Raw genomic sequence first — 22943 nt, 5'->3', positions numbered from 1 at the left:
TTTCTAGAACTCGAGCCCGGCTTCGCGGGCGGCGTCGGCAAGCGCGGCGACCCGCCCCGCGTACCGGTTGCCACCGCGGTCGAAGACGACCTTGGACACACCGGCGGCCTTGGCCCGCTCGGCGAGCAGGCTGCCGACCTTGCCGGCGAGGGCGCTCTTGTCGCCCTCCGCACCGCGCAGCGACGCGTCCAGGGTCGAGGCCGACGCCAGGGTGTGACCCTTGGTGTCGTCGACGATCTGGGCGACGATGTGCCGCAGCGAGCGGGTGACCACCAGGCGGGGACGCTCGGCGGTTCCGCTGACGTTCTTGCGGACCCGGAAGTGTCGACGCGCACGGCCGACGGCGCGCTTGGCGGCGACGCCGCGGCGGCGCTTGAGCAGCGTGGCGCTCACTTCTTACCTGCCTTTCCGGCCTTGCGGCGGATGACCTCGCCCTGGTACTTGACACCCTTGCCCTTGTAGGGCTCCGGCGGGCGGATCTTCCGGATGTTGGCGGCGACCTCACCGACCTGCTGCTTGTCGATGCCGGCCACGTGGAACAGCGTCGGCCGCTCCACCGTGAAGGTGATGCCGTCCGGCGCCTGCACCAGGACCGGGTGCGAGAACCCGAGCGCGAACTCCAGGTCCTTGCCCTTGGCGGTGACCCGGTAACCGGTGCCGGCGATCTCCAGGCTCTTGCGGTAGCCCTCGGTGACCCCGACGATCATGTTGGCGACCAGGGTACGGCTCAGGCCGTGCAGCTCCTTGGCCTTGCGCTCGTCGTTCGGCCGGTTGACGTGCAGCTGGCCGTCCTCGCCCCGCTCCGCGGAGATCGGTTCGGCGAGCGTGTGCGCCAGCTCGCCCTTGGGGCCCTTGACCTTGACGGTCTGGCCCTCGATCGTGATGTCGACGCCGGAAGGCACCGGGATCGACTTACGTCCAATACGCGACATTTCTACCTGTCTCCCGTTACCAGACGAAGGCGAGGACTTCCCCGCCAACGCTCCGCTTGCGGGCCTGCCGGTCGGTGAGCAGCCCCTGGGACGTCGAAATGATCGCCACGCCCAGCCCGCCGAGCACCCGCGGGAGCCCGTCCGACTTGGCGTACACCCGGAGACCGGGCTTGGACACGCGCTTGATGCCGGCCAGGCTCCGCTCCCGGTTCTGGCCGTACTTCAGCTCGACGACCAGTCGCTTGCCGACGGCGCCCTCCTCGGGCTCCTCGACCAACCAGGTGGCGATGTAACCCTCGGCCTTGAGGACCTCGGCGATGTTCGCCTTGATCTTCGAGTAGGGCATCGTCACCCGGTCGTGGTACGCCTGGTTGGCGTTCCGCAGACGCGTGAGCATGTCTGCGATCGGGTCGGTCATCGTCATGAAATTCGTCAACCTTTCTCGCCGGGGTTCCCCGGGCACGGCCCGGGGCCTACGGCGAAGAGACAGTTCAGCTGACGCGCGGAGCGCGCCGGGCTATTACCAGGAAGCCTTGGACACGCCGGGCAGCTCACCGCGGTGGGCCATCTCCCGGATGCACACCCGGCAGAGGCCGAACTTGCGGTAGACCGCCTTCGGACGCCCGCACCGCTGGCAGCGGGTGTACGCGCGAACCGAGAACTTCGGCTTCGCGGCGGCCTTGAGGATCAGCGCCTTCTTGGCCATCTCAGTTCTCCTTGAACGGGAAGCCCAGGAGCTTGAGCAGCGCCCGGCCCTCGTCGTCGGTCGTGGCGGTCGTGACCACCGTGATGTCCATGCCCCGCTGGCGATCGATCCTGTCCTGGTCGATCTCGTGGAACACCGACTGCTCGGTCAGACCGAACGTGTAGTTGCCGTGCCCGTCGAGCTTGCGTCCGTCCAGACCGCGGAAGTCACGGATACGCGGCAGCGCGATCGACAGCAGCCGGTCCAGGAACTCCCACATCCGGTCGCCGCGCAGAGTCACCTTCGCGCCGATCGGCATGCCCTCACGCAGCTTGAACTGCGCGATCGACTTGGTGGCCCGACGCACCTGCGGCTTCTGGCCGGTGATCGTGGCCAGGTCGCGGACGGCGCCGTCGATCAGCTTGGCGTCGCGGGCAGCCTCGCCCACGCCCATGTTGACGACGATCTTGACCAGCCGCGGCACCTGCATGGGGTTGCCGTAGCTGTGCTGCTCCTGCAGCTTGGCCACGATCTCGTTGCGGTACCGCTCCTTGAGGCGCGGCAGGGTCTTGGTTTCGGTAGCCGTGGTCATCACAGGTCCTTACCGGTGCTACGCGCGATGCGGACCTTCTGGCCGTTGTCGTCGAACCGGTAGCCGACCCGGGTCGGGTTCCCGTCGGAGTCCAGGACCTGCACGTTCGAGACGTGGATCGGGGCCTCCTGGGTGACGATGCCACCGGTCTTGGCGCCGCGCTGGGTGGTGCTGACTCGGGTGTGCTTCTTGACCCGGTTCACGCCTTCGACGAGGACCTTGTCCTGCCGCGGGTAGGCCGCGATGACCTTGCCCTTGGCACCCTTGTCCTTGCCGGCGATGACGATGACCGTGTCGCCCTTCTTGACCTTCACGGTCACAACACCTCCGGCGCGAGGGAAATGATCTTCATGAACCGCTTGTCCCGCAGCTCGCGGCCCACCGGGCCGAAGATACGGGTCCCGCGCGGGTCCCCGCCGTCCTTGATGATGACGGCGGCGTTCTCGTCGAAACGGATGTACGAGCCGTCCGGCCGCCGCTTCTCCTTGGCGGTGCGGACGACGACGGCCTTGACGACGTCGCCCTTCTTGACACCGGCGCCCGGGATCGCGTCCTTGACGGTGGCCACGATGACGTCGCCGATGCTCGCGTAGCGCCGACCGGAGCCACCGAGAACCCGGATGCACAGGATCTCCCGGGCACCCGTGTTGTCGGCGACGCGCAGTCGCGACTCCTGCTGAATCACGTCTATCTCCTATGTCTGCCGGTTCTCCGGCCGCCCTCGCGGACGGCCGGAGCCTGGCGGAACCTGCGCCCGACCGAAACCGGCCGAGCTCGAGCCTTCGCTACTTGGCCTTCTCGAGGATCTCCACGATCCGCCAACGCTTGGTGGCGGACAGCGGCCGGGTCTCCATGATCAGGACCCGGTCACCGATGCCGGCAGCGTTCTGCTCGTCGTGGACCTTCAGCTTGCTGGTACGGCGCATGATCTTGCCGTACAGCGCGTGCTTGACCCGGTCCTCGACCTCGACCACGACGGTCTTGTCCATCTTGTCGCTGACCACCAGGCCCTCACGGACCTTACGGCGGGCCCGCACGGTGGTGGCGGTGTTCTCGGTCTCGCTCATGATGCAGTCACCTCAGTCGGCGCGGCCGAGAGACCCAGCTCGCGCTCACGCATGATCGTGTAGATCCGGGCGATCTCCCGACGGATGACCTGCAGCCGCCGGTTGTTGTCCAGCTGACCGGTCGCGGCCTGCACGCGGAGGTTGAACAGCTCCGCCTTGGCCTCGCGCAGCTTCGTGACCAGCTCCTCCTCGGAGAGTTCACGCAGCTCGGAGGGCTTGACGCCCGCTGCCATCAGGATTCACCCACTTCGCGCGTAACAATGCGGCACTTCATCGGGAGCTTGTGGATCGCGCGACGCATCGCCTCTCGCGCGATCTGCTCGTTGGGGAAGGACATCTCGAAGAGAACCCGCCCCGGCTTGACGTTCGCGACCCACCACTCGGGCGAGCCCTTGCCGGAACCCATCCGGGTCTCGGCCGGCTTCTTGGTGAGGGCCTGGTCCGGGAAGACCGTGATCCACACCTTGCCGCCACGCTTGATGTGCCGGGTCATGGCGATACGTGCCGACTCGATCTGCCGGTTGGTCACGTACGCCGGCTCGAGAGCCTGGATTCCGAACTCGCCGAACACCACCCGGTTACCGCCCTTGGACGCGCCGTGGCGGTCCGGGTGGTGCGGCTTGCGGAAGCCCTTCGGGGGCTTGCGCGGCATCAGCATCTGTCAGCCCTCCTGCTGCGTTTCTGCCGGCTGGCTGGCGGCCGCGGCGACAGCGGAGCTGTCGACCGGCTCGCCACTCGGCGTCTCGGCCTGCTGCGCGATGGTGGTCGCGGCAGCCCGGCCGGCCTCGGTACCGCCGGCGGTCGTGCCCGACGAACCCGACCGGCCACGACGCGGCCGCTCGGGCCGGTCGCCACGCTCACCACGACGCGGGCGGGACGGACCGGCCTCGGCCGGAGCCTCCCGGCCCGGCACGGCGTCGCCCTTGTAGATCCAGACCTTCACGCCGATCCGGCCGAAGGTGGTACGGGCCTCGAAGAAGCCGTACTCGATGTTGGCCCGCAGCGTGTGCAGCGGAACCCGACCCTCGCGGTAGAACTCCGTCCGGCTCATCTCGGCGCCGCCGAGGCGGCCCGAGACCTGCACCCGGATGCCCTTGCAGACGGGGTTCTTCATCGCCGACTGCATCGACTTGCGCATGGCCCGACGGAAGCTGACCCGGCTGGAGAGCTGCTCGGCGACACCCTGGGCGACCAGCTGCGCGTCCGACTCGGGGTTCTTGACCTCGATGATGTTCAGCTGCACCTGCTTGCCGGTGAGCTTCTCCAGCTCGCCGCGGATCCGGTCGGCCTCCGCACCCTTACGGCCGATGACGATGCCCGGCCGGGCGGTGTGGATGTCGACCCGGACGCGGTCGCGGGTGCGCTCGATGTCGACCTTGGAGATGCCGGCACGCTCGAGGCCCTTGGACATCATCCGGCGGATCTTCACGTCCTCGCCGATGTAGTCCTTGTAGAGCTTGTCCGCGAACCAGCGGGACTTCCAGTCGGTCGAGATGCCGAGCCGGAATCCAGTGGGGTGAACCTTCTGACCCATTACTCGGCACCCTCCGTCTTGCCTTCGGTCGCTGCGGGCTCGGCCTGCTGCGCCGGTGCCGCCTTCTTCGCCGCGGACTTCTTCGGCGCGGCCGGCGCGACCGCCTCGACCGCCACGGTGATGTGGCAGGTGCGCTTGCGGATCCGGTAGGCCCGGCCCTGCGCCCGCGGCCGGAACCGCTTCATGGTCGGGCCCTCGTCGACGAACGCCTCGCTGACGAGCAGCGCGTCAGGGTCCAGCCGCTCGTTGTTCTCCGCGTTGGCGATCGCGCTCGCGAGCACCTTGTACACCTGCTCGCTCGCCGCCTGCGGCGCGAACTGCAGCACCGTGAGCGCCTCCTTCGCGGGCAGGCCGCGGACGAGGTTGACCACCCGGCGCGCCTTCATCGGCGAGATGCGCACGTGTCGCGCAACCGCCCGCGCGCCCGGAAGCACCGGAGCGTCGCCCTTTCCTGGCATCGCTGTAACCCCTTGTTCCTCTATCCGTATGCCCGCGGCGTCAGCGCCGGCGGCTCTTCCGGTCGTCCTTCTCGTGACCCTTGAACGTACGGGTCAGCGCGAACTCGCCGAGCTTGTGCCCGACCATGGCCTCGGTCACGAACACCGGGACGTGCTTGCGTCCGTCGTGCACGGCGATCGTGTGCCCGAGCATCTCGGGGATGATCGTCGAGCGGCGCGACCAGGTCTTGATGACGTTCTTCGAGCCCTTGTCGTTCTGCGTCTCCACCTTCTTGAGCAGGTGGTCGTCTACGAACGGGCCCTTCTTCAGGCTGCGAGGCATGCTCTATCTCCCTCAGCCGCGCTTACGCGTGGCGTAGCGGCGGCGGACGATCAGCCGGTCGCTCGGCTGGCCCTTACGACGGGTGCGGCCCTCGGGCTTACCCTGCGGGTTCACCGGGTGGCGACCACCGGAGGTCTTACCCTCACCACCACCGTGCGGGTGGTCGACCGGGTTCATCGCGACACCACGGACGGTCGGGCGCTTGCCCTTCCACCGCATCCGGCCGGCCTTGCCCCAGTTGATGTTCGACTGGTCGGCGTTGCCGATCTCGCCGACGCTGGCGCGGCAGCGCACGTCGACCCGCCGGATCTCACCGGACGGCATACGCAGGGTCGCGTACACGCCCTCCCGGCCGAGCAGCTGGATGCCGACGCCGGCCGAACGGGCCAGCTTGGCACCGCCACCCGGACGCAGCTCCACGTTGTGGACGGTGGTACCGACCGGGATGTTGCGCAGCGGCAGGTTGTTGCCCGGCTTGATGTCGGCGCCCGGCCCGGACTCGACCCGGTCGCCCTGCTTCAGGTCCTTCGGCGCGAGGATGTAGCGCTTCTCGCCGTCGGCGTAGTGCAGCAGCGCGATGCGCGCGGTGCGGTTCGGGTCGTACTCGATGTGCGCGACCTTCGCCGGCACGCCGTCCTTGTCGACCCGCTTGAAGTCGATCAGGCGGTACTGCCGCTTGTGGCCGCCGCCGTGGTGCCGGGCGGTGATCCGGCCGTGGGCGTTGCGTCCGCCCTTCTTCGGCAGCGGGGCCAGCAGGGACTTCTCCGGCGTGGACCGGGTGATCTCGGCGAAGTCGGCGACGCTGGAGCCGCGTCGGCCCGGCGTCGTCGGCTTGTACTTACGGATAGCCATTGTCTACACCCCTCAGCTGACCGGGCCGCCGAAGGCCTCGATACGGTCACCGTCAGCCAGCTTCACGATCGCCCGCTTGGTCGCCTTGCGCTGACCGAAGCCGGTCTTGGTGCGCTTGCGCTTGCCCTGGCGGTTGAGCGTGTTGACCGTCAGGACGCGGACGTTGAAGATCTGCTGGATAGCGATCTTGATCTCGGTCTTGTTCGCGTCCGGGTGCACCAGGAAGGTGTACCAGTTCCGGTTCAGCTCGCTGTAGCTCTTCTCCGAGACGACCGGCGCGACGATGACGTCCCGCGGGTCGGCGATCGTGCTCACTTGCCACCCTCCTCGGTGGTCTCGGCGGACTCGGCCGCAGGGCCGGCCTCCGCGGGCACGCCCAGGAACTCGTCCAGGGCGTCCTTGGTGAAGACCACGTCGTCGGCCACCAGCACGTCGTACGTGTTGAGCTGGCCGGACTCGATCAGGTGCACCCGCGGCTCGTTGCGCAGCGACACCCAGTTCAGCTCGTCGGTGCTGCTCAGCACGACCAGCACCCGCCGGGCTCCGGTCAGCTTGGCCAGGGTGGCCAGGGCCGCCTTGGTCGACGGCTTCTCGCCCGAGACGAAGGTCTCGACGACGTGCACCTGGCCGGCGCGGGCCCGGTCGGAGAGGGCGCCACGCAGGGCGGCGGCCTTCATCTTCTTCGGGGTCCGCTGGCTGTAGTCGCGCGGCACCGGGCCGTGGACCACGCCACCGCCGGCGAACTGCGGCGCGCGGATCGAGCCCTGCCGGGCGCGACCGGTGCCCTTCTGCTTGTACGGCTTCTTGCCGCCGCCGGAGACCTCGCCACGGGTCTTGGCCTTGTGGGTGCCCTGCCGGGCCGCCGCGAGCTGAGCCACCACGACCTGGTGCATCAGCGCGATGTTGGCCTGGACGTCGAAGATGTCGGCCGGCAGCTCGACGGAGCCGCTCTTGGCGCCTTCGACGTTGAGGACGTCAACGGTGGTCACTTGGCCACACCGCCCTTCTTCGCCTTCGTCTTGGCCGCGGTGCGGACCAGGACCAGCGCGCCCTTGGGGCCGGGAATGGCACCACGGACGAGCAGGAGGTTGTTCTCGGTGTCGACCGCCTGGACGGTCAGGTTCTGGACGGTGTAGCGCACGCCACCCATCCGACCCGCCATCCGGGTGCCCTTGAAGACGCGACCCGGGGTCGCGCAGGCGCCGATGGAGCCCGGCGAACGGTGCTTACGCTCGACACCGTGGCTGGCGCGCAGACCGTGGAAGCCGTGCCGCTTCATCGGGCCGGCGTAGCCCTTGCCCTTGGTCTTGCCGGTGACGTCGATGACCACGCCGACCGGGAACTCCTCGACCGTGACCTCCTGGCCGAGCGAGTAGTCCGCGGCGTCGGTGGTGCGCAGCTCGACGATGTGCCGGCGCGGCGCCACGTCCGCCTTGGCGTAGTGCCCGGCGAGCGGCTTCTTGGCCTTGCGCGGGTCGATCGTGCCGTAGGCGAGCTGGACCGCGGAGTAACCGTCCTTCTCGGCGCTACGAACCTGGCTGACGACGCAGGGGCCGGCCTGAACCACGGTCACGGGGACAACCTTGTTGTTGTCCCAGACCTGGGTCATGCCGAGCTTTGCGCCCAGGATCCCCTTGACTTGCCTGTCCATTTGTCCGGTCCCTACAGCTTGATCTCGATGTCGACGCCAGCCGGCAGGTCGAGGCGCATGAGCGAGTCGACCGTCTTCGGGGTCGGGTCGATGATGTCGATCAGCCGCTTGTGCGTACGCATCTCGAAGTGCTCGCGCGAGTCCTTGTACTTGTGCGGCGAGCGGATGACGCAGAAACGGTTGATCTCCGTGGGCAGCGGCACCGGGCCCGCAACCTGCGCCCCGGTGCGCGTCACCGTCTCGACGATCTTCCGCGCCGAGGAGTCGACGACCTCGTGGTCATAGGCCTTGAGCCGGATGCGGATCTTCTGTCCCGCCATGGTGGCTTCTGTTCCTTCTCTCGATGCCGCTGTGTTGCGGGCACCTGTACCGGCTGGCACAGGCCCACTTCGCCGACCCCCGCGGTCGGGCGTGTCGCGCCCTCGGACCAGGCTCCGCCCCGGGACTCCGGAGCGATTCCCTGACCACGCGGTGGGTCAAGGCGCCGATCGCATCACAGCGATCTGGACGCCGTGCGAGGGTGGTTGACCGCCAGGGGCGATCAACCACCCTACGCGCGACTGTTGGTCTTCCCGGAGGTCCAACTTTCGCCGGACACGGGCGACTAACCGTCGTTACGCAACCTGACTAGTATGCCGCACGACCGGCGGCGACGCTAATCGGGGTTACCTGGGTCACTTGATGATCTTGGTGACGCGACCCGCGCCGACCGTACGACCACCCTCGCGGATCGCGAACTTGAGGTTGTCCTCCATCGCGATGGGCTGGATGAGCTTGACGGCCATCGTGGTGTTGTCGCCCGGCATGACCATCTCGGTGCCCTCGGGGAGGGTGACGACACCGGTGACGTCGGTGGTGCGGAAGTAGAACTGCGGGCGGTAGTTCTGGAAGAACGGGGTGTGCCGGCCGCCCTCCTCCTTGGAGAGGATGTAGACCGTCGCCTCGAACTCCGTGTGCGGGGTGCTGGTGCCCGGCTTGACGACCACCATGCCGCGCTCGACGTCCTCGCGCTTGATGCCACGCAGCAGCAGACCGACGTTCTCGCCCGCGCGGGCCTCGTCGAGCAGCTTGCGGAACATCTCGATGCCGGTGCAGACCGTCTTCTGCGACTTCTCGCGGATACCGACGATCTCCACCTCCTCGTTCGGCTTGAGCACGCCACGCTCGGCGCGGCCGGTGACGACGGTGCCACGACCGGTGATCGTGAAGACGTCCTCGATCGGCATGAGGAACGGCTTCTCGGTCTCCCGCTCGGGCTGCGGGATCGCGGTGTCGACCGCGTTCATCAGCTCCAGCAGGCGGCCGGTCCACTCGGGGTCACCCTCGAGGGCCTTCAGCGCCGAGACCCGGACGACCGGCAGGTCGTCACCCGGGTACTCCTGCGCCGACAGCAGCTCGCGGACCTCGAGCTCGACGAGCTCCAGGAGCTCCTCGTCGTCGACCATGTCGCTCTTGTTGAGCGCCACGACGATGTACGGCACACCGACCTGACGGGCCAGCAGCACGTGCTCGCGGGTCTGCGGCATCGGACCGTCGGTCGCCGCGACCACCAGGATCGCGCCGTCCATCTGGGCGGCACCGGTGATCATGTTCTTGATGTAGTCGGCGTGCCCAGGGCAGTCGACGTGCGCGTAGTGCCGCGCCTCGGTCTGGTACTCGACGTGCGCGATCGAGATCGTGATACCGCGGGCCTTCTCCTCCGGCGCCTTGTCGATCTCGTCGAACGGCGTGTACGGGTTGAGGTCCGGGTACTGGTCGTGCAGGACCTTCGTGATGGCCGCCGTCAGCGTCGTCTTACCGTGGTCGATGTGACCAATGGTGCCGATGTTGACGTGCGGCTTAGTCCGCTCGAACTTCGCCTTCGCCACTGGTGTCCTCCTGTGGACTTCTTGGTTCTTCTCGCCCCGGCGCGCCGGACGGCGCTTAGGACTCTGTCGACAGCCTTTCCGGCCAACGGCCGGAGAGCTTGGTGGGTTCTGCGGCGATGAAGCCTACAGGCCCGGATTCACACGACCCGACCGAGGTGGTCGCGGGCGGGACTCCCGTCCGCGACCAGCCCCGGATCACCGGATCAGCGGCAGGTGAGCGTCACTCACCCGTCGCCTTGGCGATGATCTCCTTCGCCACGCTCTGCGGCACCTCGGCGTAGGAGTCGAACTGCATGCTGTAGCTTGCCCGGCCCTGGGTCTTCGACCGCAGGTCGCCGACGTAGCCGAACATCTCCGACAACGGCACCAGGGCCCTCACGATGCGGGCGCCGCTGCGCTCCTCCATCGCCTGGATGATGCCACGGCGGGAGTTGAGGTCGCCGATGACGTCACCCATGTTCTCCTCGGGAGTGGTGACCTCAACGGCCATCATCGGTTCGAGGAGCGCGGGGTCGGCCTTGCGGGCCGCCTCCTTCATCACCATCGAGCCGGCGATCTTGAATGCCATTTCGGACGAGTCGACCTCGTGGTACTGGCCGTCCAGCAGGGTCAGCTTGACACCGACCAGCGGGAAGCCCGCCAGGATGCCGTACTGCATGGCGTCCTGCGCCCCGGCGTCCACCGACGGGATGAACTCCCGGGGGATGCGGCCACCGGTGACGGCGTTGGCGAACTCGTAGGTCGGCGACTCGTTGTCCAGCGGCAGCGGCTCGATGCTCACGATGACGCGGGCGTACTGGCCGGAGCCACCGGTCTGCTTCTTGTGGGTGTACTCGATCTTGTCCACCTTGCGGCGGATCGTCTCACGGTACGCCACCTGCGGCTTACCGATGTTCGCCTCGACGTTGAACTCGCGGCGCATCCGGTCGACCAGGATGTCCAGGTGCAGCTCGCCCATGCCGGCGATGACCGTCTGACCGGTCTCCTCGTCCAGCTTGACGCGGAAGGTCGGGTCCTCCTCGGCCAGCCGCTGGATGGCGGTGCTGAGCTTCTCCTGGTCGGCCTTGGTCTTCGGCTCGATCGCGACCTCGATGACCGGCTCGGGGAAGGTCATCGACTCCAGGATGACCGGGTTCGCCGGGTCGCAGAGGGTGTCACCGGTGGTGGTCTGCTTGAGACCCTGCACCGCGATGATGTCGCCAGCCTGGGCCGAGCCGCGCTCTTCCCGCTTGTTGGCGTGCATCTGGTAGATCTTGCCGATCCGCTCCTTGCGGTCCTTGGTGGAGTTCACCACCTGGGTACCGGTCTCGACCACGCCCGAGTAGACCCGGACGTAGGTGAGCTTGCCGAGGTGCTTGTCGGTCTGGATCTTGAAGGCCAGGCCGGAGAAGGGCTCCGCCTTGGACGGCTTACGCTGCAACGGCGTCTCGCCGTCGGTCGCGGTGCCCTCGATGGCCGGCACGTCCAGCGGCGACGGCAGGAAGTCGACCACGGCGTCGAGCATGGGCTGCACGCCCTTGTTCTTGAACGCCGAGCCGCACAGCACCGGGTTGGCCTTGCTGGCGATGGTGGCCCGCCGGATGGCGGCCTTGATCTCCTCGACGGAGATCTCCTCGCCCTCCAGGTACTTCTCCATCACCGCGTCGTCGACGTCGGCCAGGGTCTCCATCAGCTTCTCGCGCCACTCGGCCGCGGAGTCGGCCAGGTCGGCCGGGATCTCCTCGATGGCGTAGTCCTCACCCTTCTGGGTCTCCCCGCGCCAGGTGAGGGCGCGCATGCCGATCAGGTCGACGACACCGATGTGGTCGCCCTCGAGCCCGATCGGGATCTGGAGCACCAGCGGGGTGGCGTTGAGCCGGTCGATCATCATCTGCACGCAGCGGAAGAAGTCCGCGCCCGTGCGGTCGAGCTTGTTGACGAAGCACATCCGCGGGACGTGGTACTTGTCGGCCTGCCGCCAGACGTTCTCCGTCTGCGGCTCCACGCCGGCGACGCCGTCGTAGACCGCGACCGCACCATCCAGCACCCGCAGCGACCGCTCGACCTCGACCGTGAAGTCGACGTGACCGGGCGTGTCGATGATCTGGATCGTGTGGCCCTTCCACTCACACTTGGTGGCAGCGGAGGTGATGGTGATACCACGCTCCTGCTCCTGCTCCATCCAGTCCATGACGGCAGCGCCCTCGTGGACCTCACCGATCTTGTAGGTGATACCGGTGTAGAACAGGATCCGCTCGGTGGTCGTGGTCTTACCGGCATCGATGTGCGCCATGATGCCGATGTTGCGTACGTTGGCGAGCGCGTCTGCGGCGGCCACTTCAATCCCTACTTATCGTCGTCTCGACTCGACCGGTGGCGGTTCCGGCGCCGGTCCGGCGCCGGAACCAGGCTGTTACCAGCGGTAGTGCGCGAAGGCCTTGTTGGACTCCGCCATCTTGTGGGTGTCCTCGCGCCGCTTGACGGCGGCGCCCAGACCGTTGCTCGCGTCGAGCAGCTCGTTCATCAGCCGCTCGACCATGGTCTTCTCGCGGCGGGCCTTGGAGTACGTGACCAGCCAGCGCAGACCGAGGGTGGTCGCCCGGGCCGGACGGACCTCGACCGGCACCTGGTAGGTGGCGCCACCGACCCGGCGGCTGCGCACCTCCAGGGTCGGCTTGACGTTGTCCATGGCGCGCTTGAGGGTGACGACCGGGTCGGTGCCGCTCTTCTCGCGGCAGCCCTCCAGGGCGGCGTACACGATGCGCTCGGCGAGCTGACGCTTGCCGCGCATCAGGATCTTGTTGACCAGCTGGGTGACCAGCGGCGAGTTGTACACCGGGTCAGCGACCAGCGGCTTCCGCGGAGCGGGTCCCTTACGCGGCATGTCAGCTCTTCTCCTTCTTCGCGCCGTACCGGCTGCGCGCCTGCTTGCGGTTGCGGACACCCTGGGTGTCCAGCGAGCCGCGGACGATCTTGTAACGCACGCCGGGGAGGTCCTTCACCCGGCCGCCGCGAACGAGCACGATTGAGTGCTCCTGGAGGTTGTGACCCACGCCCGGGATGTAGGCGGTCACCTCGATCTGGCTGCTGAGCTTGACACGCGCGACCTTGCGGAGCGCCGAGTTCGGCTTCTTGGGGGTGGTGGTGTACACGCGGGTGCACACACCGCGCCGCTGAGGGGATCCCTTCAGCGCCGGGGTCTTGGTCTTGGTCGTCTTGGCCTGGCGGCCCTTTCGGACCAGCTGCTGAATGGTGGGCACCGGGTTTCTCCGCTCCCTTCGGCCGCGTCACGCGACCGCGCCGTCTGCTCGTTAGCCGACCTGATGGCCGACTCTCCTACATTCCGACCGGGTCCACCTCGCGGCGGTCCCGGTACCCGCGGTCGGGTGTGTCGCCCGGTTCGCGGTCCCGGTGCCGTCGCTCGCGCGGGTGGGCACCGGTTTCTGTCACCGGCGCGTGGTCGTCCGCCCGCCGGGTCCTGTGGACTGTGTCGTACGGCCGCTCGATCTCCGGATTGATCCGGATCCCGCGCACGCACGAGTTGCCCGGGCATGCCCGGGCGCAAGGGGAAAGAGTACCTACCACAGCCTCGCAGGTCAAAACGGGCTGGTCCGCCGGGTCTCAGAACTCCGTCGGTCGCGCCGTGCGCCCTGCCTGCTCGCCCGTGACGGGCCCCTAGGCTGTCCAGTGTACCGGCTGCCGTGCGCCGCAGCCCGTCACCCCCGGGCGACGGGGGTCACGCCAACTGCACCAGCAACGCCAGCCCCAGGCCCAACAGGCTGAGCACCAACCCCACCCCACCACAGCTGATCCCGGCCGTCGCCAGGCCCCGGCCGGTGAACCGCACCGCCGGCGGTGGTGCGGCCCGGCGGATCTGCCGGCGGGCCAGCAGCCCGGCGACGATCGCCGCCGTACCGGCCAGCACCCCCGGTACCGTGAACGCGCCGGCCGCCCAGGCCCCGCCGAGCTGCGCTCCCCCGACGCCGAAGCAGATCACCAGGAACGACACCAGGATCGACCCGATCCCCGCGATCAACGACCCCACCGCCGGCCCGGAGGTGACCGCCGGCACGTCCAGGTGCACCACCCCGAAGGGGGTGCCCGGCACGGCGTCGACCCGCTTGGGCGCGCGCGGAGCCTCCGGCGGCGGTGGGGGCAGCGGCCCGTGCCCGTGCCCCGACGACGCCGGCCAGCCCGTCCCGGTCGGCTGTCCCGGGTACGACCCGGGCGCCACCATCGCCCCACCCGGGCCGGGGTACGGCGACAGCCCCGGATACGCCGACGGGCCGGCGGACGGTCCCCCGGCCCCGGGGAACGGTCCGCCGACGGGCGGCCCACCGCTGAACGGAGCAGCACTGAACGGAGCAGCGCCGGCCGGCCCGCCCTCCGACGGCGGGACGCCGGCCCCGGACGTCGGCGGTGGGGCGTACCCGAGGGGGGCGGCCTCCGGCGGGACGCCGGCACCGTGCACCGGGCCGGGCGCGGACGGCGCGGCCCACGGGTCGGGCGGGCGGTTCGCTCCGGCGTCGGTGCCGGGCGCGGCCGGCTCCGGGGAGCCGGCGGGCGGTCGGCCCGGCTCGCCTCCCGACGGCGGCGCCGGTTCCGTCACGGGGTCCTCCTGTCGCGATGTGGGTCCACCGTCACGCGACGGACACCGGCCAGGCTACCGCCGCCGCGCACCGCGGGTGCCCCCTGCCGGATCATCACCCCGACAGTCAGTCGACGTTCGGGGCGAAGTCCTGCCCGTACGGGGAACCGGCCAGCCGGACGACGCCGATCACCACCAGCGTCACCACCGCGACCGCGACCAGCACCAGGCCCACCCGGGCCAACCGCTCGCCCCGCCGCAGCCAGGCCGCGCCGGTGAGGAACCCACCCGAGGCGTACGCCTCCCGGCGGGCCTGCCGGGCCAGCTGGAGGGCGATCGTGGCGGGCACCACCCCGCCGAGGAAGAGGCCGGTCAACGCCCCGATCAACCCGAGCGCGAAGACGGCCCGGGCCTTGGTGGCGCGTACCGGGTCGGGATCGAGCGGATGACGTGGTGGCTGGTGCACCGACGGCACCTGCCCCGCAGCGGTCGTCATACCCACCATCATGCCCGGCTGCCGGGCGTACCGGACATGTGCCGACCGACACCGGCCCGCAACGAGGAAGGCCCCCGGCACGACGCCGGGGGCCTTCCTCGTCAGCTGGTGCTCAGCGGTACGACCCGAAGTCGAAGTCGTCAAGCGGAACCGCCTGGCCGCTGGCCGGCCCGAAGCCGTAGTCGGTCTCCGGGTAGCCGGTCATCGAGTAGACCTTGGCCTTCGCCTCCTCGGTCGGCTCGACCCGGACGTTGCGGTACTTGCTGATGCCGGTACCGGCCGGGATGAGCTTACCGATGATCACGTTCTCCTTGAGGCCGACCAGCGAGTCGCTGCGCGAGTTGATCGCCGCGTCGGTCAGCACCCGGGTGGTCTCCTGGAAGGAGGCCGCCGAGAGCCAGGAGTCGGTGGCCAGCGAGGCCTTGGTGATACCCATCAGCACCGGACGACCGGCGGCGGGCTCGCCACCCTCACCGACGAGCCGGCGGTTCTCCGACTCGAACAGCGCGCGGTCGACCAGCACACCCGGCAGGAACTCGGTCGAGCCGGAGTCGATGACCGTCACCCGCTTGAGCATCTGGCGGATGATGATCTCGATGTGCTTGTCGTGGATGAGCACACCCTGCGAGCGGTAGACCTCCTGGACCTCCTGGGTCAGGTGGACCTGGACCGCGCGCGGGCCGAGGATGCGCAGCAGCTCGTGCGGGTCGATGGTGCCCTCGGTGAGCTTCTCGCCGACCTCGACGTGGTCCCCGTCGTGGGTCCGCAGCCGGACCCGCTTGGAGATCTTGTCGTAGACGATCTCGTCGCTGCCGTCGTCCGGCACCACGATGATCTTCCGGGACCGCTCGCCGTCCTCGATCCGGATCCGGCCCGGGGTGTCGGCGATGGGCGCCTTGCCCTTCGGGATACGCGCCTCGAAGATCTCCTGGACACGCGGCAGACCCTGGGTGATGTCCTCACCCGCGACACCACCGGTGTGGAAGGTACGCATCGTCAGCTGGGTACCCGGCTCACCGATCGACTGGGCGGCGATGATGCCGACCGCCTCGCCGACGTCCACGGTCTTGCCGGTCGGCAGCGAACGGCCGTAGCACGCACCGCAGACGCCCAGCTTCGACTCGCAGGTGAGCACGCTGCGCACCCGGACCGTCTCCACCCCGGCGGCAACGATCTTGTCGACCCCAATGGAGTTGATGTCCTGACCCCGGTGGGCCACCACCGTGCCGTCCGGCCCCTTGATGTCGTCGGCCAGGGTACGGGCGTGCACGCTGGTCTCGGCGTGCTCGTGGACGACCAGCCGGCCACCCTCCAGACGCTCGCCGATCTGCATCGGGATCGCCCGGTCGGTGCCGCAGTCCTCCTCGCGGATGATGACGTCCTGCGAGACGTCCACCAGACGACGGGTCAGGTAACCCGAGTCGGCGGTACGCAGCGCGGTGTCCGCCAGACCCTTACGGGCACCGTGCGTGGAGATGAAGTACTCCAGCACGGACAGACCCTCCCGGTACGACGCCTTGATGGGTCGCGGGATGATCTCGCCCTTCGGGTTGGCCACCAGACCACGGATCGCCGCGATCTGCCGGAGCTGGAGCAGGTTACCGCGGGCGCCCGAGTTGATCATCTTCCACAGCGGGTTCTCCTGCGGCAGCGCGGTGTCCATCTCCTTGGCGACCTCGTTGGTCGCCTTGGTCCAGATCTCGATGAGTTCGCCGCGACGCTCCTCGGCGGTCATCAGACCACGCTGGTACTGCTTGTCGATCCGGTCGGCTTCCTTCTCGTACCGCTCCAGGATCTCCCGCTTGCGCGGCGGAGCGATGACGTCCTCCATGCCGATGGTGACGCCGGACCAGGTGGCCCAGTGGAAGCCGGCCTCCTTGAGCCCGTCCAGGGTGGCGGCCAGCGCCACCTTGGGGAAGCGCTCGGCGAGGTCGTTGACGATCGCGGAGAGCTGGCCCTTGCGGATCTCGTAGTTCACGAAGCGGTAGCCCTGCGGCAGCGTCTCGTTGAACAGGACCCGGCCGAGCGTGGTCTCCACGGTCAGCGGCTCACCCTCGACCCAGCCCTCCGGGGCGACCCAGGGCTGGGCGCCGTTGCCGTTGTCGACACCGACCACGTCCCGCAGCCGGATCTTGACCGGGGTCTGCAGGTGCAGCTCGCCCGCGTCGAAGGCCATCCGCGCCTCGGCGTCCGAGCTGAACGCCCGGCCCTCGCCGACCCCGCCCGGGGTCAGGTGGGTGAGGTGGTAGAGGCCGATCACCATGTCCTGGGTGGGCATGGTGACGGGCTTGCCGTCGGCCGGCTTGAGGATGTTGTTCGACGACAGCATCAGGATCCGCGCCTCGGCCTGGGCCTCGGCCGACAGCGGCACGTGCACCGCCATCTGGTCACCGTCGAAGTCGGCGTTGAACGCGGTGCAGACCAACGGGTGGATCTGGATCGCCTTACCCTCGACCAGCTGCGGCTCGAAGGCCTGGATGCCCAGGCGGTGCAGCGTCGGCGCGCGGTTGAGCAGCACCGGGTGCTCGCCGATGACCTCTTCCAGCACGTCCCACACGACCGGGCGCTGCCGCTCGACCATCCGCTTGGCGGACTTGATGTTCTGCGCGTGGTTGAGGTCGACCAGCCGCTTCATCACGAACGGCTTGAACAGCTCCAGCGCCATCTGCTTGGGCAGGCCGCACTGGTGCAGCTTCAGCTTCGGGCCGACCACGATGACCGAACGGCCGGAGTAGTCGACGCGCTTGCCGAGCAGGTTCTGCCGGAACCGGCCCTGCTTGCCCTTGAGCATGTCGGACAGCGACTTGAGCGGGCGGTTACCCGGACCGGTGACCGGCCGGCCCCGACGGCCGTTGTCGAACAGCGCGTCGACGGCCTCCTGGAGCATCCGCTTCTCGTTGTTGACGATGATCTCGGGGGCGCCGAGGTCGATCAGCCGCTTGAGCCGATTGTTCCGGTTGATCACACGGCGGTACAGGTCGTTCAGGTCGGAGGTCGCGAAGCGGCCACCGTCGAGCTGCACCATCGGGCGCAGGTCCGGCGGAATGACCGGGACGCAGTCCAGCACCATGCCCAGCGGCGAGTTGCGGGTGTTCAGGAACGCCGCGACGACCTTCAGCCGCTTGAGCGCGCGGATCTTGCGCTGGCCCTTGCCGGAGCGGATGGTCTCGCGCAGGCTCTCGGCCTCGGCGTCGAGGTCCATGTTCTGGACCAGCGCCTTGATCGCCTCGGCGCCCATGCCACCGGTGAAGTACTCGCCGAACCGGTCACGCAGCTCGCGGTAGAGCAGCTCGTCGGTGACCAGCTGCTTGGAGTCGAGCTTGCGGAAGGTGTCGAGGACCTCGTCGAGGCGGTCGATCTCGCGCTGGGCCCGATCGCGGATCTGGCGCATCTCGCGCTCTCCGCCCTCCTTGACCTTGCGCCGGACGTCCGCCTTCGCGCCTTCGGCCTCCAGCTCGGCCAGGTCGGCCTCCAGCTTGGCGGCCCGCTTCTCGATCTCCGAGTCGCGGCTGTTCTCGGACTGCCGCTTCTCGGCGAGGATCTCGTTCTCGATCGTCGAGAGGTCACGGTGACGCGCCTCGGCGTCCACGCTCGTCACGACGTACGAGGCGAAGTAGATGATCTTTTCGAGGTCCTTGGGGGCGAGGTCCAGCAGGTAGCCCAGCCGGCTCGGCACGCCCTTGAAGTACCAGATGTGGGTCACCGGAGCGGCCAGCTCGATGTGCCCCATCCGCTCACGACGGACCTTGGAGCGGGTCACCTCGACGCCGCAGCGCTCACAGATGATGCCCTTGAACCGGACCCGCTTGTACTTGCCGCAGTAGCACTCCCAGTCCCGCTGAGGACCGAAGATCTTCTCGCAGAAGAGCCCGTCCTTCTCCGGCTTGAGGGTGCGGTAGTTGATCGTCTCGGGCTTCTTGACCTCACCGTGCGACCACTGACGGATGTCGTCCGCGGTCGCGAGGCCGATGCGCAGCTCGTCGAAGAAGTTGACGTCGAGCACTATGTCCCCTATGTCGTCGTCTGTACTGCTAGCTAACCAGTGGGGTTCGGGGCAGGGTGACCCGCGCAGGATTCAAGCCTGACCGCCCGGAGCGGGTCACCCTGCCCCGAACCACCACCTCAGACCTCTTCGACCGAGCTCGGCTCGCGCCGGGACAGGTCGATGCCCAGCTCCTCCGCGGCCCGGAACACCTCGTCGTCGGTCTCGCGCATCTCCAGGGCCACCCCGTCGCTGCTGAGCACCTCGACGTTCAGGCACAGCGACTGGAGTTCCTTGAGCAGCACCTTGAACGACTCCGGGATGCCCGGCTCCGGGATGTTCTCGCCCTTGACGATCGCCTCGTAGACCTTGACCCGGCCCAGGACGTCGTCGGACTTGATGGTCAGCAGTTCCTGCAGGGCGTAGGCGGCGCCGTACGCCTGCATGGCCCAGCACTCCATCTCACCGAAGCGCTGGCCACCGAACTGCGCCTTACCACCCAGCGGCTGCTGCGTGATCATCGAGTACGGTCCGGTCGACCGGGCGTGGATCTTGTCGTCGACCAGGTGGTTGAGCTTCAGGATGTAGATGTAGCCGACCGCGATCGGGTCCGGCAGCGGCTCGCCGGAACGACCGTCGAACAGCTGCGCCTTGCCGGAGGAACCGATCAGCTGCTTGCCGTCCCGGTTGGGCAGGGTCGACGCGAGCAGACCGGAGATCTCCTCCTCGCGGGCACCGTCGAAGACCGGCGTGGCCACGTTGGTGTCCGGCTCGGACTCGTGCGCCTCGATCGAGCGGAGCTGACGCTTCCACTCGGTGTCGTCGCCGTCCACGCTCCAGCCGGTCTTGGCCACCCACCCGAGGTGGGTCTCCAGGACCTGGCCGATGTTCATCCGGGAAGGCACACCCAGCGGGTTCAGCACGATGTCGACCGGGGTGCCGTCCTCCAGGAACGGCATGTCCTCGATCGGCAGGATCTTCGAGATGACACCCTTGTTGCCGTGCCGGCCGGCGAGCTTGTCGCCGTCCTGGATCTTGCGCTTCTGGGCGACGTACACCCGGACCAGCTCGTTGACGCCCGGCGGCAGTTCGTCGCCGTCCTCGCGGGAGAAGGTCCGTACCCCGATGACCGTGCCGGTCTCGCCGTGCGGCACCTTCAGCGAGGTGTCCCGGACCTCCCGGGCCTTCTCGCCGAAGATCGCGCGCAGCAGCCGCTCCTCCGGGGTCAGCTCGGTCTCGCCCTTGGGCGTGACCTTGCCGACCAGGATGTCGCCGGGGACGACCTCGGCGCCGATCCGGATGATGCCGCGCTCGTCGAGGTCGGCGAGCATCTCCTCGCTGACGTTCGGGATGTCCCGGGTGATCTCCTCCGGGCCGAGCTTGGTGTCCCGGGCGTCGACCTCGTGCTCCTCGATGTGGATCGAGGTGAGCACGTCCTGCTGCACGAGGCGCTGCGACAGGATGATCGCGTCCTCGTAGTTGTGGCCCTCCCAGCACATGAACGCGACCAGCAGGTTGCGTCCGAGCGCCATCTCGCCCTCGTCGGTGCACGGACCGTCGGCGATGACCTGGCCGGCCTCGACGCGGTCGCCCTCGAAGACGACAGGCTTCTGGTTGACGCAGGAGCCGGCGTTGGAGCGGCGGAACTTGTGCAGCAGGTACGTCCGGCGGTGGCCGTCGTCCTGGTGGATGGTGATGTAGTCGGCGCAGAGATCCTCGATCACGCCGCCGACCTCGGCCACCACCACGTCACCGGCGTCGACCGCGGCACGGTACTCCATGCCGGTGCCGACCAGCGGCGACTCCGCCTTGACCAGCGGCACCGCCTGACGCTGCATGTTCGCGCCCATCAGCGCGCGGTTGGCGTCGTCGTGCTCCAGGAACGGGATCATCGCGGTCGCGACCGAGGTCATCTGCCGCGGCGACACGTCCATGTAGTCGACCGCGCCGGGCGCGACGTCCTCGGTCTCGCCGCCCTTACGGCGGACCAGGACCCGGTCCTCGGCGAACGTGCCGTCGGCCTTGAGCGGCGCGTTGGCCTGGGCCTTGACGAACCGGTCCTCCTCGTCCGCGGTCAGGTAGTCGATCTGGTCGGTGACCCGACCCTCGACGACCTTCCGGTACGGCGTCTCGATGAAGCCGAACGGGTTGACCCGGGCGAAGGTGGACAGCGCGCCGATCAGGCCGATGTTCGGGCCTTCCGGCGTCTCGATCGGGCACATCCGGCCGTAGTGGGACGGGTGCACGTCGCGGACCTCGAAGCCGGCCCGCTCCCGGGACAGACCACCCGGGCCGAGCGCGCTCAGCCGCCGCCGGTGGGTCAGGCCCGCCAGCGGGTTGGTCTGGTCCATGAACTGGGACAGCTGCGACGTGCCGAAGAACTCCTTGATCGCCGCCACCACCGGGCGGATGTTGATCAGGGTCTGCGGCGTGATCGCCTCGACGTCCTGGGTGGTCATCCGCTCGCGGACGACCCGCTCCATCCGGGAGAGACCCACCCGGACCTGGTTCTGGATCAGCTCGCCCACGGTACGCAGGCGACGGTTGCCGAAGTGGTCGATGTCGTCGGCCTCGTAGCCCTCCTCACCGGCGTGCAGCCGGCAGAGGTACTCCACGGTGGCGACGACGTCGTCCTCGGTGAGCGTGCCGGTGGTGATCGGCACGTCGAGCTCGAGCTTCTTGTTGAACTTGTACCGCCCGACCTTGGCGACGTCATACCGCTTCGGGTTGAAGAAGAGGTTGTCGAGCAGGGTCTGGGCGTTCTCGCGGGTCGGCGGCTCGCCAGGGCGGAGCTTGCGGTAGATGTCGAGCAGAGCCTCGTCCTGCCCGGCGATGTGGTCCTTCTCGAGCGTGGTCATCATCAGCTCGGACCAGCCGAACTTCTCGCGGATCTGCTCGGCGGACCAACCGATGGCCTTGAGCAGGACCGTGACGGCCTGCCGGCGCTTGCGGTCGATGCGGACGCCGACCGTGTCGCGCTTGTCGATGTCGAACTCCAGCCAGGCACCCCGGCTGGGGATGACCTTGACGCTGGAGAGGTCGCGGTCGGAGGTCTTGTCCGGCTGCTTGTCGAAGTAGACGCCCGGGGACCGGACGAGCTGGCTGACCACGACGCGCTCGGTGCCGTTGATGATGAAGGTGCCCTTGGGCGTCATCATCGGGAAGTCACCCATGAACACCGTCTGGCTCTTGATCTCGCCGGTGGTGTTGTTGGTGAACTCCGCCGTCACGAACAGCGGGGCGCAGTAGGTCAGGTCCTTCTCCTTGCACTCCTCGATCGAGGCCTTGACCTCGTCGAAGCGCGGTGCCGAGAAGGACAGCGACATGGTGCCGGAAAAGTCCTCAATGGGACTGATCTCGTCGAGGATTTCCGCGAGACCCGAGCGTGCGTGCGGGTCGTCCGCCGACCGGCCCTGCCAAGCCTCGTTGCCGACGAGCCAGTCGAAGGACTCGTTCTGGATGGCGAGGAGGTTGGGGACCTCGAGGTGTTCGGTGATCCTGCCGAAAGAAACTCGGCGGGGCGCGAAAGCGCTCGACGTACGACTGGTCTTCGCAGGGCGGGAAGCTGCCAAGATGCGTCCTTCCGAGGACCGGTGCTGCAGAACGGCTGGTACGCGTGCACTCCAATGACCCCACCAGAAATATCCGTAACCGGACATTTCCGAGCAGGGGTCAAGTCGGAAGGCAGCGCAAACTAGCAGTGTAGCCGAGAGGCTAACCGCTGTCCAGCCCATCCCGCAGGTCGTCGCGGAACGCGCCACGGGACCCCGGAGAACGGGGTCACACCGGGCCGCTCGGAACACGACGTTCCTGTCGGACCGCCCGGGTGGAGCGGCTGCTGGTGCTGCCGCAGCCATTACCCGGGAGGGGGCCGTCGCAAGCGCGGAAGGTCTTGCTGGTGTCAGCGTGCCTGGCAGGCCGGGGCCACGTCAAGAGG

The 22943-nt window shown here is 68.4% G+C and carries 26 protein-coding genes; all 26 read right to left on the bottom strand.

Annotated elements, in window-relative coordinates; genetic code table 11:
* Positions 1-3 precede the first annotated feature (3 nt).
* The 26 genes from rplR to ACN260_RS02515 all read right to left on the bottom strand — a co-directional run bounded on the left by rplR (position 4) and on the right by ACN260_RS02515 (position 22578).
* Entirely contained in the window at positions 4-393 is a 390-nt protein-coding gene (rplR, locus tag ACN260_RS02640; protein ID WP_088646997.1) for a 50S ribosomal protein L18, read from the bottom strand.
* Positions 390-932, bottom strand: a complete 543-nt coding sequence (gene rplF, locus ACN260_RS02635; RefSeq protein WP_402897031.1) for a 50S ribosomal protein L6 — start codon at positions 930-932, stop codon at positions 390-392. The genes rplR and rplF overlap by 4 nt, the downstream gene beginning before the upstream one ends.
* Before the next feature lie 16 nt (positions 933-948).
* On the bottom strand, positions 949-1356 hold the full coding sequence (rpsH, locus tag ACN260_RS02630; protein WP_067301438.1) for a 30S ribosomal protein S8: 408 nt from the start codon (positions 1354-1356) through the stop codon (positions 949-951).
* Positions 1357-1452: 96 nt separating this feature from the next.
* Positions 1453-1638 (bottom strand): type Z 30S ribosomal protein S14, encoded by a 186-nt coding sequence (locus ACN260_RS02625; RefSeq protein WP_007073023.1) that lies wholly within the window; start codon positions 1636-1638, stop codon positions 1453-1455.
* 1 nt (position 1639) lies between these two features.
* Positions 1640-2209 carry a 50S ribosomal protein L5 gene (rplE, locus tag ACN260_RS02620; protein ID WP_067301437.1) on the bottom strand — a complete coding sequence of 190 codons (570 nt, stop codon included), beginning with the start codon at positions 2207-2209 and terminating at the stop codon, positions 1640-1642.
* The gene (gene rplX, locus ACN260_RS02615; RefSeq protein ID WP_194821781.1) at positions 2209-2529 is read right to left on the bottom strand and encodes a 50S ribosomal protein L24; all 321 of its coding nucleotides are present in this window, start codon (positions 2527-2529) and stop codon (positions 2209-2211) included. The genes rplE and rplX overlap by 1 nt, the downstream gene beginning before the upstream one ends.
* On the bottom strand, positions 2526-2894 hold the full coding sequence (rplN, locus tag ACN260_RS02610; protein ID WP_007073026.1) for a 50S ribosomal protein L14: 369 nt from the start codon (positions 2892-2894) through the stop codon (positions 2526-2528). The genes rplX and rplN overlap by 4 nt, the downstream gene beginning before the upstream one ends.
* 100 nt (positions 2895-2994) lie before the next feature.
* Positions 2995-3276 (bottom strand): 30S ribosomal protein S17, encoded by a 282-nt coding sequence (gene rpsQ / locus ACN260_RS02605; protein WP_088646999.1) that lies wholly within the window; start codon positions 3274-3276, stop codon positions 2995-2997.
* Positions 3273-3509, bottom strand: a complete 237-nt coding sequence (gene rpmC, locus ACN260_RS02600; protein WP_013288628.1) for a 50S ribosomal protein L29 — start codon at positions 3507-3509, stop codon at positions 3273-3275. The genes rpsQ and rpmC overlap by 4 nt, the downstream gene beginning before the upstream one ends.
* Positions 3509-3934, bottom strand: coding sequence for a 50S ribosomal protein L16 (rplP, locus tag ACN260_RS02595; protein WP_088647000.1), 426 nt, complete (start codon positions 3932-3934; stop codon positions 3509-3511). Before rplP ends, rpmC begins: the two co-directional genes overlap by 1 nt.
* 3 nt (positions 3935-3937) lie before the next feature.
* Positions 3938-4810: a 30S ribosomal protein S3 gene (rpsC, locus tag ACN260_RS02590; protein ID WP_402897035.1), complete on the bottom strand. Its 873-nt coding sequence runs from the start codon at positions 4808-4810 to the stop codon at positions 3938-3940.
* A complete protein-coding gene (rplV, locus tag ACN260_RS02585) occupies positions 4810-5268 on the bottom strand; it encodes a 50S ribosomal protein L22 (protein WP_422754555.1) in 459 nt (152 codons plus the stop codon). Before rplV ends, rpsC begins: the two co-directional genes overlap by 1 nt.
* A gap of 40 nt (positions 5269-5308) precedes the next feature.
* Entirely contained in the window at positions 5309-5590 is a 282-nt protein-coding gene (gene rpsS, locus ACN260_RS02580; protein WP_007073032.1) for a 30S ribosomal protein S19, read from the bottom strand.
* Positions 5591-5602: 12 nt separating this feature from the next.
* On the bottom strand, positions 5603-6442 hold the full coding sequence (gene rplB / locus ACN260_RS02575) for a 50S ribosomal protein L2 (protein WP_204924858.1): 840 nt from the start codon (positions 6440-6442) through the stop codon (positions 5603-5605).
* Positions 6443-6454: 12 nt separating this feature from the next.
* Entirely contained in the window at positions 6455-6757 is a 303-nt protein-coding gene (gene rplW / locus ACN260_RS02570; protein WP_067301418.1) for a 50S ribosomal protein L23, read from the bottom strand.
* The gene (gene rplD, locus ACN260_RS02565; RefSeq protein ID WP_364309695.1) at positions 6754-7431 is read right to left on the bottom strand and encodes a 50S ribosomal protein L4; all 678 of its coding nucleotides are present in this window, start codon (positions 7429-7431) and stop codon (positions 6754-6756) included. The genes rplW and rplD overlap by 4 nt, the downstream gene beginning before the upstream one ends.
* Positions 7428-8093 (bottom strand): 50S ribosomal protein L3, encoded by a 666-nt coding sequence (gene rplC, locus ACN260_RS02560; RefSeq protein WP_088647006.1) that lies wholly within the window; start codon positions 8091-8093, stop codon positions 7428-7430. The genes rplD and rplC overlap by 4 nt, the downstream gene beginning before the upstream one ends.
* An 11-nt stretch (positions 8094-8104) precedes the next feature.
* Positions 8105-8413, bottom strand: a complete 309-nt coding sequence (gene rpsJ, locus ACN260_RS02555; RefSeq protein WP_007073037.1) for a 30S ribosomal protein S10 — start codon at positions 8411-8413, stop codon at positions 8105-8107.
* Positions 8414-8767: 354 nt separating this feature from the next.
* A complete protein-coding gene (gene tuf / locus ACN260_RS02550) occupies positions 8768-9961 on the bottom strand; it encodes an elongation factor Tu (protein WP_088647007.1) in 1194 nt (397 codons plus the stop codon).
* A 220-nt stretch (positions 9962-10181) separates the two neighbouring features.
* On the bottom strand, positions 10182-12278 hold the full coding sequence (fusA, locus tag ACN260_RS02545) for an elongation factor G (RefSeq protein ID WP_422754552.1): 2097 nt from the start codon (positions 12276-12278) through the stop codon (positions 10182-10184).
* A 75-nt stretch (positions 12279-12353) separates the two neighbouring features.
* A complete protein-coding gene (gene rpsG / locus ACN260_RS02540) occupies positions 12354-12824 on the bottom strand; it encodes a 30S ribosomal protein S7 (protein WP_088647009.1) in 471 nt (156 codons plus the stop codon).
* Position 12825: 1 nt separating this feature from the next.
* On the bottom strand, positions 12826-13200 hold the full coding sequence (rpsL, locus tag ACN260_RS02535; protein WP_007465318.1) for a 30S ribosomal protein S12: 375 nt from the start codon (positions 13198-13200) through the stop codon (positions 12826-12828).
* Between the two features lie 476 nt (positions 13201-13676).
* Positions 13677-14048 (bottom strand): DUF4190 domain-containing protein, encoded by a 372-nt coding sequence (locus ACN260_RS02530; protein ID WP_145923052.1) that lies wholly within the window; start codon positions 14046-14048, stop codon positions 13677-13679.
* 607 nt (positions 14049-14655) lie between these two features.
* Positions 14656-15024, bottom strand: a complete 369-nt coding sequence (locus tag ACN260_RS02525) for a hypothetical protein (protein ID WP_422754551.1) — start codon at positions 15022-15024, stop codon at positions 14656-14658.
* A gap of 112 nt (positions 15025-15136) precedes the next feature.
* Positions 15137-19027, bottom strand: coding sequence for a DNA-directed RNA polymerase subunit beta' (locus ACN260_RS02520; RefSeq protein ID WP_422754550.1), 3891 nt, complete (start codon positions 19025-19027; stop codon positions 15137-15139).
* A gap of 119 nt (positions 19028-19146) precedes the next feature.
* Positions 19147-22578, bottom strand: a complete 3432-nt coding sequence (locus ACN260_RS02515) for a DNA-directed RNA polymerase subunit beta (protein WP_088644795.1) — start codon at positions 22576-22578, stop codon at positions 19147-19149.
* Positions 22579-22943 lie beyond the last annotated feature (365 nt).

This window comes from Micromonospora sp. WMMD708, from assembly GCF_049315245.1.
GTDB classification, from domain to species: Bacteria; Actinomycetota; Actinomycetes; order Mycobacteriales; family Micromonosporaceae; genus Micromonospora; species Micromonospora wenchangensis.
The sequence above is the reverse complement of the archived record's forward strand: the minus strand, read 5'-3'. Positions and strand labels throughout refer to the sequence as shown.

Bases quoted from the DNA above. Each gene is read 5' to 3' on its own strand.
- rpsG (WP_088647009.1), bottom strand. From the start codon at position 12,824: ATGCCGCGTAAGGGACCCGCTCCGCGGAAGCCGCTGGTCGCTGACCCG.
- rplE (WP_067301437.1), bottom strand. From the start codon at position 2,209: ATGACCACGGCTACCGAAACCAAGACCCTGCCGCGCCTCAAGGAGCGG.
- rplB (WP_204924858.1), bottom strand. From the start codon at position 6,442: ATGGCTATCCGTAAGTACAAGCCGACGACGCCGGGCCGACGCGGCTCC.
- ACN260_RS02625 (WP_007073023.1), bottom strand. From the start codon at position 1,638: ATGGCCAAGAAGGCGCTGATCCTCAAGGCCGCCGCGAAGCCGAAGTTC.
- ACN260_RS02525 (WP_422754551.1), bottom strand. From the start codon at position 15,024: ATGACGACCGCTGCGGGGCAGGTGCCGTCGGTGCACCAGCCACCACGT.
- rpsC (WP_402897035.1), bottom strand. From the start codon at position 4,810: ATGGGTCAGAAGGTTCACCCCACTGGATTCCGGCTCGGCATCTCGACC.
- rplV (WP_422754555.1), bottom strand. From the start codon at position 5,268: ATGCCAGGAAAGGGCGACGCTCCGGTGCTTCCGGGCGCGCGGGCGGTT.
- rplF (WP_402897031.1), bottom strand. From the start codon at position 932: ATGTCGCGTATTGGACGTAAGTCGATCCCGGTGCCTTCCGGCGTCGAC.
- rpmC (WP_013288628.1), bottom strand. From the start codon at position 3,509: ATGGCAGCGGGCGTCAAGCCCTCCGAGCTGCGTGAACTCTCCGAGGAG.
- rplC (WP_088647006.1), bottom strand. From the start codon at position 8,093: ATGGACAGGCAAGTCAAGGGGATCCTGGGCGCAAAGCTCGGCATGACC.
- rplP (WP_088647000.1), bottom strand. From the start codon at position 3,934: ATGCTGATGCCGCGCAAGCCCCCGAAGGGCTTCCGCAAGCCGCACCAC.
- rpsJ (WP_007073037.1), bottom strand. From the start codon at position 8,413: ATGGCGGGACAGAAGATCCGCATCCGGCTCAAGGCCTATGACCACGAG.
- rpsS (WP_007073032.1), bottom strand. From the start codon at position 5,590: ATGCCTCGCAGCCTGAAGAAGGGCCCGTTCGTAGACGACCACCTGCTC.
- rpsQ (WP_088646999.1), bottom strand. From the start codon at position 3,276: ATGAGCGAGACCGAGAACACCGCCACCACCGTGCGGGCCCGCCGTAAG.
- rpsH (WP_067301438.1), bottom strand. From the start codon at position 1,356: ATGACGATGACCGACCCGATCGCAGACATGCTCACGCGTCTGCGGAAC.